Source organism: Aquipuribacter sp. SD81, from assembly GCF_037153975.1.
Taxonomy (GTDB): domain Bacteria; phylum Actinomycetota; class Actinomycetes; order Actinomycetales; family JBBAYJ01; genus Aquipuribacter.
Map to the genome: position 1 here is coordinate 46,923 of NZ_JBBAYJ010000025.1, position 14,422 is coordinate 61,344.

The window sequence follows — 14,422 nt, forward strand, 5'->3', positions numbered from 1 at the left end:
GACTCTCCTGCTGCGGTGGGCGGGACGGACCCGGGGAGTCTAGGTGCTGGCCCGCGCCTGCTCGCCCGTGTGCCCGGCCGCCCGCGGCGCCGGACCGTCGGCGGGGCCGTCGGTGCGCGGCTCGGGCCGCCAGCGCGGGTGCATCGGCCACGGCGCGTCGACGGGACGCAGGCTCGCCCAGCCGGTGCGACGGGCGGCGTCGGCGGCGAGCACGGCGACGGCGAGGCCGGGGTTCTGCAGCCGCCCCGCCAGCACGTCGGCGATCACGTCGTCGAGCGGGAACCAGGCCGTGACGATGCCGGCCTCCTCCGCGGTGCGCGAGTAGCGCTCGTCCTCGGGCACCTCGTGGACCCCGCGGGCGAGGAACACCCGCTGCGCCTCGTCGGACCCGCCGGGGCTGTTGAGGAAGTCCACGAGGGTGTCGAGCCGGTCGGCGCGCAGGTCGACCTCCTCCCACAGCTCGCGGCGGGCGGCCTCCACCGGCGGCTCGTCGACCTCGTCGAGGAGGCCGGCCGGCAGCTCCCACAGCTCGTGGCGGACGGGGTGGCGGTACTGCCGGAGCAGGAGCACCCGCTCCTGCTCGTCCATCGCGAGGACCGACACCGCCCCGGGGTGCAGGAGGTACTCCCGCCGCACGTCGTCGCCGTCGAAGCGGAACGTGTCCCGCACGACGTCCCACTTCATCCCGTCGTGCAGCCGCTCGCGGCGCACGACCTCGCGCGCGGCGTACCGGTCCTCGGGCACCTCAGGCCCCCGTCCGCGCGCCGCCGCCGGCGGCGACCGGCACGGCCCGGCCGTCCTCGCCCGGCGGGGCGTCGAGGTCGAGGCGCTCCTCGGCCTGCCGTCGCAGCGCCGCCGCCACGAGACCGGCGAACAGCGGGTGCGCCCGGGTGGGCCGGGACTTGAACTCCGGGTGCGCCTGGGTGCCGACGTAGAACGGGTGGACGTCGGCGGGGAGCTCGACGAACTCCACGAGGCGCCCGTCCGGGCTGGTGCCGGAGAACCGCAGGCCGGCGGCGCCCAGCCGCTCGCGGTAGGCGTTGTTCACCTCGTAGCGGTGCCGGTGCCGCTCGGTGCACGTGGCTCCGCCGTAGACGCCCGCCACCACCGAGCCCTCCTGCAGGTGCGCCTCGTAGGAGCCGAGCCGCATGGTGCCGCCGAGGTCGCCGGTGCCCGCGACGATGTCGGCCTGCTCGGCCATCGTCGCGATGACGGGGTGGGTGGTCGTCGGGTCGAACTCCGAGCTGCTGGCGTCGGCGAGCCCGAGGGCGGAGCGGGCGAACTCGATGACCATGCTCTGCATGCCGAGGCACAGCCCCAGCGTGGGCACGCCGTGCTCGCGCGACCAGCGCAGGGCACCGAGCTTGCCCTCGATGCCGCGGACCCCGAAGCCCCCGGGCACGCACACCGCGTCGACGCCGTCGAGCGCCCGGCGCGCGCCCTCGGCGGTCCGGCACTCGTCGCTCGGCACCCAGCGCAGGTCGACGCGCGCGTCGTTGGCGAACCCGCCGGCCCGCAGCGCCTCCGTCACCGACAGGTAGGCGTCGGGCAGGTCGGTGTACTTGCCGACGAGCGCGACCTCGACCCGGTCGGCGGGGTGGTGCACGCGCCGCAGCAGGTCGTCCCACTGCGTCCAGTCGACGTCGCGGAAGGACAGCCCGAGCCGGCGCACGACGTAGGCGTCGAGGCCCTCGGCGTGCAGCACCTTCGGGATGTCGTAGATGCTCGGCGCGTCGACGGCCGCGACCACCGCCTCCACGTCGACGTCGCACGAGTTGGCGATCTTGCGCTTGACCCCGTCCGGCACCTCGCGGTCCGCGCGGCACACGATGGCGTCCGGCTGGATGCCGATGCTGCGCAGCGCGGCGACGGAGTGCTGGGTCGGCTTCGTCTTCTGCTCACCGGACGGGCCGATGAACGGCACGAGCGACACGTGGACGAAGAAGACGTTGTCGCGCCCGACGTCCTGGCGCACCTGGCGCGCCGCCTCCAGGAACGGCAGCGACTCGATGTCGCCGACGGTTCCGCCCACCTCGGTGATGATGACGTCGGTGCCGGGGCCGGCCTGCGCGCGCATGCGCGCCTTGATCTCGTCGGTGATGTGCGGGATTACCTGCACGGTGTCGCCGAGGTACTCTCCGCGCCGCTCCTTCGCGATGACCGTCGAGTACACCTGCCCGGTCGTCACGTTGGACGAGGCGTCGAGGTCGGCGTCGAGGAAGCGCTCGTAGTGACCGATGTCGAGGTCGGTCTCGGCGCCGTCCTCGGTGACGAACACCTCCCCGTGCTGGAACGGGTTCATGGTGCCGGGGTCGACGTTGAGGTAGGGGTCGAGCTTCTGCATGACGACCCGCAGGCCGCGGGCCCGGAGCAGCCGACCGAGGCTGGAGGCGGTGAGGCCCTTGCCGAGGGAGGAGGCGACGCCTCCCGTGACGAACACCTGCTGGGTCACCGCGCGATCCACCACGGACCTCCACGCTAACAGCCGGGTGGCCTCAGCGCGCGTGCCACGCCCGTCGTGGACGTCTCCGCAGGGCGTCGGCGTAGGCGGCGAGCACCGCCGCGGCGACCTCGTCCTCGTCGGGCAGCGACCGGGCCCGCGCCAGGGCCGCCGCCGCGAGCCCCTCGGCCCGCTCGGGGTCGGCGAGCAGCCGCGCGACCTCGACCGCGACGGCCTCACGGTCCCCGGCGGCGACGAGGACGCCCGCGTCGCCCAGCACGTCGGGCACGCCGCCCACGGCCGTCGCGACCACCGGCAGGCCCGCCTGCATCGACTCCTGCACCGCCAGGGCGGGCGCCTCCCACCGCGACGTGAGGACGAACACGTCGGCGGCGTGCATGAGGTCCGCGACGTCGTCGCGGGCGCCCAGCAGCCGCACCGGCAGGCGCTCCTCGGCGATCTGGCGCCGGAGCCGCGCGACGACCGGCGCCGCGCCGACCCCGACCAGCAGCACCTCGGGCGCGGGGTGCAGCCCGCGCCAGCGGGCGGCCGCGGCGAGCAGGGTCCCGTGGTCCTTCTCCGGCACGATGCGCCCCACCGCGAGGACCCACGGCACCTCGGGGCGCAGGCCGAGGTCGCCGGCCAGGCGGGCCCGCAGGAGCGCGCGCGGCTCCCGCGGCGCGGGCACGCGCGGCGCCGCCACCGGTGACGTCCGTACGTCCTCCGCGCCGAGCCGCACGGCCAGCTCCCGCAGGTCCTCGCTCGCCGCGAGCGTGACGTCGCTGGAGCGGGCCACCAGGCGGGCCCCCGAGCGGACCGTCAGCGGGCGGCCGGTGAGCGGGAAGGGCAGCCCGTGCCACGTCGTGACGAGCGCGGGCCGGTGCCGCAGGAGGCGCAGCACGAGGGCCGAGACGGCGGCGGCGCGGAAGCCGTGCGCGTGCACGACCTCCACGTCGTGCTGCCGCACCGCGGCGCGGAGCACGCCGGCGGCGGCGAGGTCGTGCAGCGGACGGGTGTCGTCCCCGAGCGGCAGCACCGTCGCCCGCGTCCGGACGTCGAGCACGTCGGAGAAGGTGGCGAGCACCGAGCGCGGCCCCACGAGACGCACGTCGACCCCGGCGGCCACGAGCCGCACCACGAGACCGCGCACGTGCGAGCGGACCGTCTTCGTGGGCGTCGACAGCACGAGCGCGACCCGCGTCCCGCGACCGGCGAGCGCCGACCCGTCGGCGCTGGGCGCCGTGGGAGCGGTGTCCGAAGTGGCCGCGAGGTCGCGTCCCACGGTCCTCCTCGCGGGGTCGGGGCGGACCTACCCGGTGGCGGGCACGGGTCCGTCGGCGGAGTCGAGCAGACCGTAACCACCATGCCTGCCCTCGCCCGCACCGGCCACCGCCAGCACGGCCGACCAGCGCCCCACCTCCGCGCCGAGCGTGTCGACGCTGCTCACGTGCCCGAGCGGGCCCGCGGGGTCCTCCGCGGCACGGCGCCGAAGCTGCACGACGACGCTCGCCGCCTCCGGCGGCGGCTGCACGCCCGTGGCGGCCACCGGGACGACGTCCTCGGCCACGACGACCGGCCCACGCGCCGCGAGACCTGTCACGACGTCGACCCACGTGCCGGCCGCGGCGAGGTCGTCGACGGGGCCCGCGAGGAGCAGCACCGCGTCCGCCGGCTCCGGCGCGGCCTCGCCGTCGTGGACCTCCAGCGCCCCCAGCTCACCGCCCGTCAGCAGGCCGAGGACGGTGCCGACGGTGCCGGAGCTCGGGGCCTCCTCGCCGGCGGGCGGCGCGAGGAGCGCCGTGGCGAGGCCGGCCCCGAGCAGGACGGGGTCGGCCGGCGCGACGCCGTCGGCGACGAGCGGCTCGACCTGGGCGGCGACCGAGGACAGCAGCGGGGCCCTGGCCGGGTCCACCCAGGCCTGCCCGAGCCGGAGGGTCGCCGTGACCTCCCCGCCCGCGGCGCCGACGGTCTCCGACAGGCGCGCCACCTGCGAGGCGGGTGCGCCGGGCAGGGCGACGACGAGCACGCGCGAGTCCTCCAGCGAGCCGGCCGCCGCCCGGGCGGCGAGGGTGGCGGCGGCCCGGTCGAGCGCCGCGACGGCCGTGCGGGCGCGGTCGCGCTCCGCGGTCGCCGTCTCGGCGCGCTCCTGCAGGTCGGCGCTGGACGCGACCGCCTCGACCGGCTCCCGCAGGGGGCCCGCGCCCAGAGTGACGCCGACCGCGAGGGCGACGAGCACCGCCACGAGCGAGACGACGTGGTGCCGCAGGTCGATCACGGGCCGGCCCCGCTCCGGTCGGCGCCGAGCGGGGCCCCGGCGAGGCCGGACAGCGCGGCGAGCTGGTCCTGCCCCCACGGGGTGGCCGCCAGGGCGCAGCCGAGGACGAGCACCGCCGCGAGCAGCAGCGTCACCGCCATCGCCCACGACACCCTCGGCTGGTGCAGGGCCGCGGCGGCCGGGGCGTCGACGACGACGGGCGCGGTGCGCAGCCTGGTGAGGAACGAGCTCGCCATGCCCGCCCGGTCGCGGTCGAGGAACTCCCCGAGCGTGGTGTGGGAGCCGACGGTGACCACGGGCAGCGCGCCGTGGGCGTGCGCGAGCACGAGCGCTGTGTCCTCGCCGCTGAGGCCGCTGGCGAAGGCGCTCGCCCGGACCCCCGCGGCGCGGCTCCGCGACCACACCTCGGCGGCGCGTGACCGCCCGTCGTCGGGCGCGCCGGTCGCGTCGGGCTCGCCGTCGCCCTCGAGGTCGTCCGCGGCCGGGGTGTGCACGACCACGTGCGCCCCGCACAGCAGCGCCGTCTCCGAGGCGCCCCAGCCGGCCGTCACGACGAGGTGCGGGCGCATGCCCCGGGCGAGCAGGGCGTCGGCACCGTCCTCGACGCCGACGAGCACGGGTCGGCGCTCGTGCAGGAAGCGCCGCAGCAGCCGGAGGTCCTCCGCCCACCCGTAGCCGCGTGTGACCACGACGACCGGGCGCCCCGCGAGGTCGACGGGCAGGTGGGGCACCCCGGCGCCGTCGAGCAGGAGGTCGCCCTGGGCGGTGAGGAGGTGGGCGGTGCTGGCGGCGAAGGCTTCGAGGCTCGCGAGCGTGCCGGCGCGGCCGTGCTCTGCCGCCGCCTCGAGGCTCGCCTCGTCGTGCGCCGTGCCGGACAGCGCCGTGCCGCCCCGGCGGCGGCCGGCCAGCTCGACGCGGCCGTCGTGCACCCGCACGCGGACGCCGTCGACGACGACCGCGAGCAGGTCGGGACCGAGGTCGTCGACGAGCGGCACGCCCGCCTCGAGCAGGACCCGGGGGCCGGGGTTGGGCCACGTCCGCGAGCAGCTGGGCGAGGCGTTGAGGACGGCGGCGGGGCGGCGGGCGGCCAGCGCGGCGGCGGTCCGCCCGTCCAGGCCGCGGACGTCGACGACGGCGACGTCGCCCGGGCGCAGCCGGGCCGTGGGCACGCCACCGTGCAGCACCCGGGCGGTCCCCACCACCCCGGCGTCGGCGCCCCCGGTGCGTCTGCGAGGTGCTCGCAGCATGCTCACGACCCCGAGGGTGGCACGCGGGCGCCCCCGATCCGGGCTGCCGCGCCCGGGGCGGGTGAGGTCCTCGGCCGCGAGGTCGGACCTCGAGCCGGACACCGAGCCGCGCCCGCACCGGACCCGCACCGGACCCCTGCCAGGCGCCCGGACCCGCACCGGACCCGCGGCTCCCACCGGGACGGCGCGCCCGTGGCGGTCTCAGGCGGTCCAGGCGCGCGGTGAGGCCCGCAGCTCCGCCGCCGTGCCGAGCAGCTCCGCGGCGTGCGCGAGCGCCGTGCTGGAGGACGACATCCCCGCGAGCATCCGCGCCACCTCGCGCACGCGCTCGTCGTCGGCGACGACCTGCACGCGCGACACCGTCGCGGCCCGGCCGTCGTCGTCCTTTCGCACGACGAGGTGCGTGTCGGCGAAGGCGGCCACCTGCGGCAGGTGGGTGACGACGACGACCTGCCGGCCCCCGGCCGCGAGGGCCGCGAGCCGCCGGCCGATCTCGACCGCCGCCTCGCCGCCCACACCCGCGTCGACCTCGTCGAAGACGAAGGTCCCCGGGCCGTCACCGGCCGCGGTGACGACCTCGAGCGCGAGCATGACGCGGGACAGCTCGCCGCCGGAGGCGGCCCGTGCCAGCGGGCGCGGCTCGGCGCCGGAGTGGCCGGCGAGCAGGAACGCGACCTCGTCGGCGCCGTCGGGACCCGGCTCGGCAGGGGCGACCTCCACCACGAGCCTCGCCCGCGCCAGTGCGAGCAGCGCGAGCTCCTCGGTGACGGCGGCCGCGAGCCGCTCCGCGGCCGCCCGGCGCGACGCGTGCAGCTCGGCGGCGCGGGCGTCGCGCGCGTCGCGCAGCGCGTCGACCTGCTCGCGCAGCCGCTGCGGCAGCCCCTCGTCGTCGAGGTCGTCGAGCCGCCGGCGTGCCTCACGGGCCCACGCGACGGCGGTGGCGAGGTCGCCGTGCGCCCGCAGCAGCGGCGCGAGGTCGTTGCGGCGGACCTCCACCTCGGCGAGACGGCCCGGTTCGGCGTCGACGCCGCTGGCGTAGTCGGCGAGGTCGGTGCCGAGGTCGCTCGCGAGGTACGTGAGCTCCGCGACCCGCTCGGCGAGCCCCGCGGCCCCCGGGTCGTGGTGGCGGACCGCGTCGAGGGCGGCGCGCGCCTCCGCGAGCAGCCCCTGCGCGCCGGGGGTGCTGCCGTCGTCGTCCCCGGCGACGGCCTGCACGGCGGTGGTCGCGGCGGCGCGGAGCTCCTCGGCGTGGGCGAGCCGCGCCCACTCCTCGCGCAGCGCGTCCTCCTCGCCGGCCTCGGGTGCGACGCGGTCGTGCTCGGCGAGGCGGAGCCGGAGCGTCTCGGCCTCCTGCGCGCGCTCGCGCGCGTCGGCGACGACCTGCGCGAGCTGCTGCTCGGCGGCGCGCAGGGCCGCGTGCGACTCGCGGTAGGCCCCGAGCAGCCGGCCGTGGTTGGGCCCGGCGTAGCCGTCCAGGAGCGAGCGCTGGTGCGCGGCGGACCGCAGCCGCAGCTGGTCGGACTGGCCGTGCACCGTGACCTGCTCCCCGGTGACGGCGCCGAGGACCGAGACCGGCACGCCGCGCCCGCCCACCCAGGCCCGCGCCCTGCCGTCGGCCGGTACGGAGCGGACGAGCAGGAGCGCGCCGTCCTCCGGCTCCGCCCCGGCCTCGAGCGCGACGGCGGCCGCACGCCCGCTCGCGCCTCCCGCCCCCTCCACCCGCAGGAGGCCCTCGACCTCCGCCGCTCGGGCCCCGGAGCGGACGAGGGCGGGCTCCGAGCGCGCGCCGAGGAGCAGCCCCAGCGCGGTGACGACCATCGTCTTGCCGGCGCCGGTCTCGCCCGTCAGGACCGTGAGCCCCGGCGCGAGCGGGAGCGTCGCGTCGGCGATGACGCCGAGGTCGCGGATGCGCAGCTCCTCGATCACAGCCCGCCCCTCGGTCCGCGCCACCCCGTCACGGGCAGCCGGAAGCGCTGCACGAGCCGCTCGGTGAAGCCGGTCGCCGACAGCCGGGCCAGGCGCACCGGCGCCTCGCCGCGCCGCACCTCCACGCGCGCCAGCTCCGGCAGGTCGACCGAGCGTCGCCCGTCGGCCCACAGCACCCCGGGCCCGCCGAGCGCGGGCACGGTCTCCACGGCGACGACGCTGCTCGTGCCCACCACGAGCGGGCGGGCGAAGAGCGCGTGCGCGCTGAGCGGTACGACGAGCATCGCCTCCACCTCCGGCCACACGACCGGGCCGCCGGCGGAGAACGCGTAGGCCGTCGACCCGGTGGGGGTCGCGGTCACGATCCCGTCGCAGCCGAACCGCGTGAGCGGCCGGCCGTCCACCTCCAGGACGATCTCGAGCATCCGCTGGCGGCTCGCCTTCTCCACCGCGACCTCGTTGAGCGCCCACGTGGCGGCCACCAGGCGGCCGGTCCCGTTCTCGTCGCAGTCGCCGTTGTCGAGGACGCGGACGTCGATCGTCATCCGCTCCTCGACGTCGTAGTCGCCGGCGAGCAGGCGCGCGACGGTGTCGGTGAGCCCCTCCAGCTCGCTCTCGGCGAGGAAGCCGACGTGACCGAGGTTGACCCCGAGCAGCGCCGCGCGGCTGCCGCGCACGATCTCCGCGGCGCGGAGGATGGTGCCGTCCCCGCCCAGCACGAGGACCAGGTCGACGCTGTCGAGGACGTGCGCCTCGGGCGCCCCGTCGGCGTCGGTCGGCACGGCCCGGAAGCCGCCGGCGACGTCGGCGGAGCGCATCGCCGCGTCGAGCATCGGCGCCTGCTCCTCCCCGACGACGACGTCGACGCCGGCCCTGGCGAGCGCGGAGACCACCGCGACGACGGCCTGGAGCGTCCGCTCGCGCCCGGTGTGGGCGATGACGAGGACGCGCTCGGGTGCGGCGCCCGGGCGGCTCACCGCTCGGCCCCGGGCGCGGACGCGCCGGCGGGTCCCGCGGCGACCGCGGCGCGCGCCATCGCCCGCAGCCGCTGCCCCGCGGTCAGGTCCGAGGTGCCCTCCGCCGTGTCCTCGTCCTCCGTGTCCTCCGGGTGCTCCTTGTGCTCCCCGTGCCCCCCGACCGAGCCTGGACCGCGGCGGAGCAGGACGAAGTACTCCACGTTGCCCGACGGGCCCGGCAGCGGGCTCGCCGTGACCGTGAGGGCCTCGACGCCCAGCCCGGCGGCGTGCTCGAGCACCTGGACGACGGCGTCCTCGCGCAAGGACGGGTCGCGCACGACCCCGCCGGAGCCCACCCGGTCGCGACCGACCTCGAACTGCGGCTTGACCATGAGCAGCAGGTCGGTGGCCGGGGCCGAGGCCGCCAGCAGGGCCGGCAGCACGAGGCGGAGCGAGATGAACGACAGGTCCGCCACCACCAGGTCCGGCACCGGGTCGAGGGAGCCGGTCGTGAGGTCGCGCACGTTCGTCCGCTCGTGCACCCGCACCCGCTCGTCGGTCCGCAGCGGCCAGGCAAGCTGCCCGTAGCCGACGTCGACGGCGTGGACGCAGGCGGCGCCCCGGCTGAGCAGGACCTGGGTGAAGCCACCGGTGCTCGCGCCGGCGTCCAGGCACACCCGCCCACGCACCTCGGGCGCGAGGCCCTGCGCGGCGAGCGCGTCGAGGGCACCGTCGAGCTTGCCCGCGCCGCGGCCCACCCAGGAGTCGGCGGGCTCGGCGTCGACGACCACGACGGGGGCGGCGGCGTCGACCTGCGTCGCCGGCTTCGCGGCCGTCTGCCCGCCGACGGTCACGCGCCCGGCCCCCACCAGCTGCGCCGCGTGCTCCCGGCTGCGGGCCAGACCGCGCCGGACGAGCTCGGCGTCGAGACGACGTCTCACGCCCGCGCGGCCCCCGCGCCCGGGATGAAGGCGCGGGCGCCCGGGCGCCCGTCGAGGCGGGCGTCGAGGGCGTCGGCCGTGCCCTCCAGGCGCGCGACGGCGGCCGTCAGCTCGTCGAGGTCCGCCTGGGCGGTCGAGCCGGCGGGCGCGGGCTCGCCGTGGGAGGGCTGCACCCTCCGACGGTACCCGGCAGCGGCGCCGGGGCCAGCCGTCGACCCGCTGGCCTGTGGACGGCTCAGCGCACGAGCTCCTCGAGCCGCTGCAGCGCGTCCCGGACCCGTGCCTCGGCGGCGTCCGTGCCCGGGTCGGCGTCGTCCGCCGTAGCGGCGTCGCCGGCCTCCACCAGCACGGCGCTGCGGGCGTCGACCCGCTCGGTGGCGGCGGGGTCGACGAGCTCGCCGAGGTCGACGAGGACGAGGCCGGGACGCTGCGCGTCGGCCGCCCGGACGGCGTCCTCCAGACCGTGCACGCCGGTGAGGACCAGCGCGCCCGCCTGTCCGGCCGCGACGGCGCCGGCGACGTCGGTGTCGAGCCGGTCCCCCACGACGAGCGGTCGCGAGGACGCGGCGTCCTCGGCCGCGCTGCGGAACAGGTGCGGCTGCGGCTTCCCGGCCACGGCGTCCGGCCGCCGTCCGGCCGCGACGGCGACCGCGTGCACCATGAGCCCGTTGCCCGGCGCGATGCCCGTCGCGGACGGGTACGTCGTGTCGAGGTTGGAGGCGACCCACGGCACGCCCTCGCGCACCCAGCGGGTGCCGGCGGCGAGGTCCGCCCACGTGAGCGTGGGCGAGAAGCCCTGGACGACGGCGTCGGGCGCCCGCTCGAGCGCGGTCACCGGCACCGGGTCGAACCCGGCACCGCGCAGCGCGACGAGCAGGCCGTCACCACCGACCACGCCGACCGTCCCACCGGCGGGGACGTCGGGGCGGCCGGCGAGCAGGCGGGCGGCCGCCTGCGCCGAGCCGAGCACCTCGGTGGCCACCGCGGGCACGCCGATCCGGCGCAGCCGCTCGGCGACCTGCTCCGGCGTGCGCGAGGCGTTGTTCGTGACGAACCGCACCGGCACCCCGGCCGCCCGCACCGCCTCGATGGCCGCGACGGCGCCGGCCACGGGCCGCTCGTCCTCGTACACGACGCCGTCCAGGTCGAGCAGGAGCCCGTCGTAGCGCGCGAGGACCGTCCCCTCCAGCGCGCTCACGCGGGACCCTCCGGCGTGGGGCCGTCCGGGTCCCCCGCGGTGCGGCCGCGGCCGAGGGACGCGCGGGCCCGCTCCAGCAGCGTCACGTACTCGGTGCGGTCCGGTCGCATGACGGCCGCGAGGGCGAGGTGGGGTTCGGCCTCGCGGGCGCGCGCGAGACGGACGAGGCTCGCACCGAGGCCGAAGCGCGCGTAGTCCGAGCCCGGCTCCCGCTCGACGAGCGCGGCGAACAGCCGGCGCGCCTCCTCGAAGCGGCCGCTCTCGAACTCCGCCCGCGCGAGCGTCTCCAGGACGTCCGGCGACTCCGGCTCGTCGTCGTGCGCGTGCCGGAGGACCGTCGCGGCCGCCTGCGCGTCGCCCGCCGCGAGGAGGGCGCGGCCACGGCTCAGCCACTCGTAGGCGCCGCCGGCCGGGCGGCGCCCGTCCGCCGGGTCGTCGTGCGGCACGTCCACGTCCGCCTCCTCCTGCCTCGTCGACGCCGCCGTGGCCGCGCCGGGTCGTCCGGGTCCTCCGCCGAGGACCGTACGATGCCGGACGTGATCACCGGAACGGCGGGGGTGTCGCCGCTCCGGTTGCTGCGGTCGGGCCACGACCGCGCCGCGCGAGGGCTCGCCGACCTCGGCTGGCGGCCCGTCGGCCGCGACGTCGTGTCGCCCGGCACCGTCTTCGTGCTGCGCGTGAGCACGCCCGCGGGCGTCGTCACCGGCGTGGCGGCGGTCTTCGCCGTCACGGACCCACCGCAGCGGTCCGGTCTCCTGCCGCACGAGCGGACCGACGAGCGGGCCGTGCGCCGCCGTCTGCGCGCGCTCCGCAGCGCGCACGTGGACCGCGACCCGCTGCTGCTCACCCACCGCGGCGGCGGTGCGGTCGGTCGCCTGGTGACGGGCCGGACGCGGCCCGCCGTGGTGCACCACGACCCCTCCGGTGCCCGGGTCGAGGTGGAGCAGGTCGACGACGACGCGGTCCCTGCGGTCCTCGACGCCCTGTCGGGGGCACGTCTGCTCGTGGCGGACGGGCACCACCGGCTGGCGGCGTCCGTCGCGCTCGCTGCCGAGGGTCGGAGCTCGTCGGTGACCGGCCTGGTGGTGGACGCGGACGAGACGCCCTTCTCCCTCGACGCGATCCACCGCGTCCTGCTGGACGGCGACGGCCGCGAGCGGCTCCCGCCGGACGCGTCCGCGGACGTGCTCGCCCGGTGCCGGGCGGCCGGGGCGCGGGTGGTGGCGGTGACCGACGACGGCGGGGCCGCGGGCGACGACGCGGGAGCCGGGCAGCGGGTCGTCGTGCAGCACGAGCAGCGGCGCTGGGCGGTGTCGTGGCCCGGTCACCCCGTCGCCGACGTCACCACGCTCGTCGACGCCGTGCTCGTCGAGGAGGAGGGCACGCGGATCCGCCGGGAGCCGTCGGTCGTCGCGGCGTCGGGCGCGGCGTCCCGGGGGGCCGTGGCGGTGCTGCTGCCGGCCCCCCGCCTGGACGACGTGCTCGCCATGGCCGGGCGCGGCGTGCTCCTGCCGTACAAGGCGACGGCGTTCGAGCCCAAGGTGCCGAGCGGTGTGCTGGTCCGGCCGCTTCCCGCGTGGGACGCCGCGCACGCCGCCGGCTGAGTGCCCGGCGGCCGGGCCGGCCGCCGTCCGGAGGCCCGGGCCCCCGGCGCTTCCCGGCGGCCGACCAGGACGCCGACCGGACGCCTGTTCAGGCTGTCGGCGCCTCGCCGGTCGGCTCGTCGGGGCGGTCCTGCGTGGCCGGCGCCTCCGCGGCGCCCGTGCCGGCCACGTGGTCGCGGTCGGTGCCGCCGTCCGCGCCCTCGGCGTCGTGGGCGTCGTCCGCGCCCGTGGCGCTGCCGCGGGTCGAGGACGCGTCGTCGGCGTCGTCCGCGGCGTCGGGGTCGAGATCGACGATGTCGCCGACGTCGTCGCCGCCGGCGTCGTCCCCGACCCGCGGTGCGGCGGGGTGCCGCTCCGCGCGCGAACGCCAGAGCGCCGCCTCCTCCGACCGTCCGGCCTGCTCGAGCGCCTCGGCGTACCCGGCGACGAGCCGCTGGTGCCAGGCGGCCTCGGAGCGGGACTCGAGCTCCGGCACCTGGAGGGTGAGCACGGCCGCGTCGGCCTGGCCGAGGTCCTGCCGCGCGCCCGCCGCCACGAGCAGCATCTCGACGCGACCGTCACGGTCCAGCTGCGAGGCCTCCCGGGAGGCGGCGAGCTCCAGCGCGCGCTCGGGACGGCCGAGACCGCGCTCGCAGTCCGCCATCACCGGCAGGGTGTCCCAGCGACCGCTGATGCGGCGGGCGGCCTTGAGGTCGCGGAGCGCCTCCTCGTAGTCGCCGCAGCGGTAGGCGATGACGCCGACCGCCTCGCGCGCCGCCGCGAGCCGGGACCCGAGGACACGCACCACCGCCGCGTGGGCGAGCGCCCCGCGCGTGTCGCCCTCGTCGGCGAGCACGTACGCCGCGACCAGTCGCCGGCCCAGCTCCTCGCTGCGGCGCTCGCCGAGCGACTCGAACTCCCGCAGGACGTGGCGGTCGAGGGCGTCCGACCGGGCCCAGTCCGGCACGGGAGGTGCCTCGGGCACCGCCGGGCCGGGCCGCTCACGACGAGGCTCGGTGGCCTCGCCCCCTCGGCCGGCGGGCCCTCGCCCGGGTCCGCGGCCGTCGCGGCGCGCTCCGCCGTCCCACGAAGGACGTGGGCCACCGCCCGGGCGGCGCCCGGCCGTGTCACCGCTACGTCGCGGACCGCTCGGGGCACCGCGCCGGTCGGCAGGACGCTCCGAACCCCAGGACCCTCGCGACGCCTCACCGGCACCTGACGGTCCACGGCCACGCGGTCCCCGGTCGTCCCGCCGCGGCCCGGAGCCCTCGCGCCGCGGCCAGGACCCCTCGGGTCGGGATCCCCGGTCGTCGCGACGGGGGCCGCCCCACTGCGACCCCGAGCCCTGACGGGATCGGTCGTCGTCACGACGGGGGCCACCGTCACGACGCGGACCGTCGGCGTCACGACGCGGACCGTCGGCGTCACGACGCGGACCGTCGGCGTCACGACGAGGGCCACCGTCACGACGCGGACCGTCGGCGTCACGACGCGGACCGTCACCGCGGCGCGGTCCACCGACCTCACGGCGCGGTCCACCGTCACGGCGGGGACCGGCGCCCTCGCGGCGCGGGCCGCCACCGTCGCGACGCGGACCGCTGTCGCGACGCGGACCGGCCCCTCCCCGGCGAGCGACTGCGCCGTCCCCGCGCGACGGGGCGCTGCGCGGTCGGTCGGGCCGCTGCCCGGGTCGACGGGGGTCGCGCTCGTCGTCGGCGCCGCGAGGCTGCTCGTCCATGTCGCTCCTGGTGCCTGAAGGTGCCGGGGTTCCCGCACCCGAAGTGTGACGGGAAGCAGGACAGGCCGCCCCCGGGTGGGGGCGGCCTGTCCTCAAAGGGTGTCCGGCGGTGTCCTAC

At 78.3% G+C, this 14,422-nt stretch carries 13 protein-coding genes; 1 reads left to right on the forward strand and 12 read right to left on the reverse strand.

The annotated features are described in order from the left end of the window. Positions 1-39: 39 nt before the first annotated feature. From WAA21_RS14650 to WAA21_RS14700, 11 genes are all read right to left on the reverse strand, one after another. Complete coding sequence (locus tag WAA21_RS14650; protein ID WP_336923566.1) at positions 40-744, reverse strand: NUDIX hydrolase; 705 nt, start codon at positions 742-744, stop codon at positions 40-42. A 1-nt stretch (position 745) separates the two neighbouring features. Beyond that, complete coding sequence (locus tag WAA21_RS14655) at positions 746-2,452, reverse strand: CTP synthase (RefSeq protein ID WP_336923567.1); 1,707 nt, start codon at positions 2,450-2,452, stop codon at positions 746-748. Between the two features lie 43 nt (positions 2,453-2,495). Then, on the reverse strand, positions 2,496-3,722 hold the full coding sequence (locus WAA21_RS14660) for a glycosyltransferase family 4 protein (RefSeq protein WP_336923568.1): 1,227 nt from the start codon (positions 3,720-3,722) through the stop codon (positions 2,496-2,498). A gap of 27 nt (positions 3,723-3,749) precedes the next feature. After that, complete coding sequence (locus WAA21_RS14665) at positions 3,750-4,715, reverse strand: copper transporter (RefSeq protein WP_336923569.1); 966 nt, start codon at positions 4,713-4,715, stop codon at positions 3,750-3,752. After that, positions 4,712-5,962: a putative cytokinetic ring protein SteA gene (gene steA / locus WAA21_RS14670; protein ID WP_336923584.1), complete on the reverse strand. Its 1,251-nt coding sequence runs from the start codon at positions 5,960-5,962 to the stop codon at positions 4,712-4,714. The genes WAA21_RS14665 and steA overlap by 4 nt, the downstream gene beginning before the upstream one ends. A 201-nt stretch (positions 5,963-6,163) precedes the next feature. Continuing rightward, positions 6,164-7,888, reverse strand: coding sequence for a DNA repair protein RecN (recN, locus tag WAA21_RS14675; protein WP_336923570.1), 1,725 nt, complete (start codon positions 7,886-7,888; stop codon positions 6,164-6,166). Next, the gene (locus WAA21_RS14680) at positions 7,885-8,865 is read right to left on the reverse strand and encodes an NAD kinase (RefSeq protein WP_336923571.1); all 981 of its coding nucleotides are present in this window, start codon (positions 8,863-8,865) and stop codon (positions 7,885-7,887) included. The genes recN and WAA21_RS14680 overlap by 4 nt, the downstream gene beginning before the upstream one ends. Then, positions 8,862-9,785 (reverse strand): TlyA family RNA methyltransferase, encoded by a 924-nt coding sequence (locus tag WAA21_RS14685; protein WP_336923572.1) that lies wholly within the window; start codon positions 9,783-9,785, stop codon positions 8,862-8,864. The genes WAA21_RS14680 and WAA21_RS14685 overlap by 4 nt, the downstream gene beginning before the upstream one ends. Further along, entirely contained in the window at positions 9,782-9,958 is a 177-nt protein-coding gene (locus tag WAA21_RS14690) for a hypothetical protein (protein ID WP_336923573.1), read from the reverse strand. The genes WAA21_RS14685 and WAA21_RS14690 overlap by 4 nt, the downstream gene beginning before the upstream one ends. Positions 9,959-10,020: 62 nt before the next feature. Next, positions 10,021-10,983, reverse strand: coding sequence for an HAD-IIA family hydrolase (locus tag WAA21_RS14695; RefSeq protein WP_336923574.1), 963 nt, complete (start codon positions 10,981-10,983; stop codon positions 10,021-10,023). Beyond that, positions 10,980-11,435 (reverse strand): tetratricopeptide repeat protein, encoded by a 456-nt coding sequence (locus tag WAA21_RS14700; RefSeq protein ID WP_336923575.1) that lies wholly within the window; start codon positions 11,433-11,435, stop codon positions 10,980-10,982. Before WAA21_RS14700 ends, WAA21_RS14695 begins: the two co-directional genes overlap by 4 nt. 84 nt (positions 11,436-11,519) lie before the next feature. Between WAA21_RS14700 and WAA21_RS14705 the strand changes: the two genes are divergently transcribed. Further along, a complete protein-coding gene (locus WAA21_RS14705; protein WP_336923576.1) occupies positions 11,520-12,587 on the forward strand; it encodes a DUF1015 family protein in 1,068 nt (355 codons plus the stop codon). Positions 12,588-12,675: 88 nt separating this feature from the next. Here the strand turns inward: WAA21_RS14705 and WAA21_RS14710 are convergent, their stop codons facing one another. Further along, positions 12,676-13,533: a hypothetical protein gene (locus WAA21_RS14710; protein WP_336923577.1), complete on the reverse strand. Its 858-nt coding sequence runs from the start codon at positions 13,531-13,533 to the stop codon at positions 12,676-12,678. Positions 13,534-14,422 lie beyond the last annotated feature (889 nt).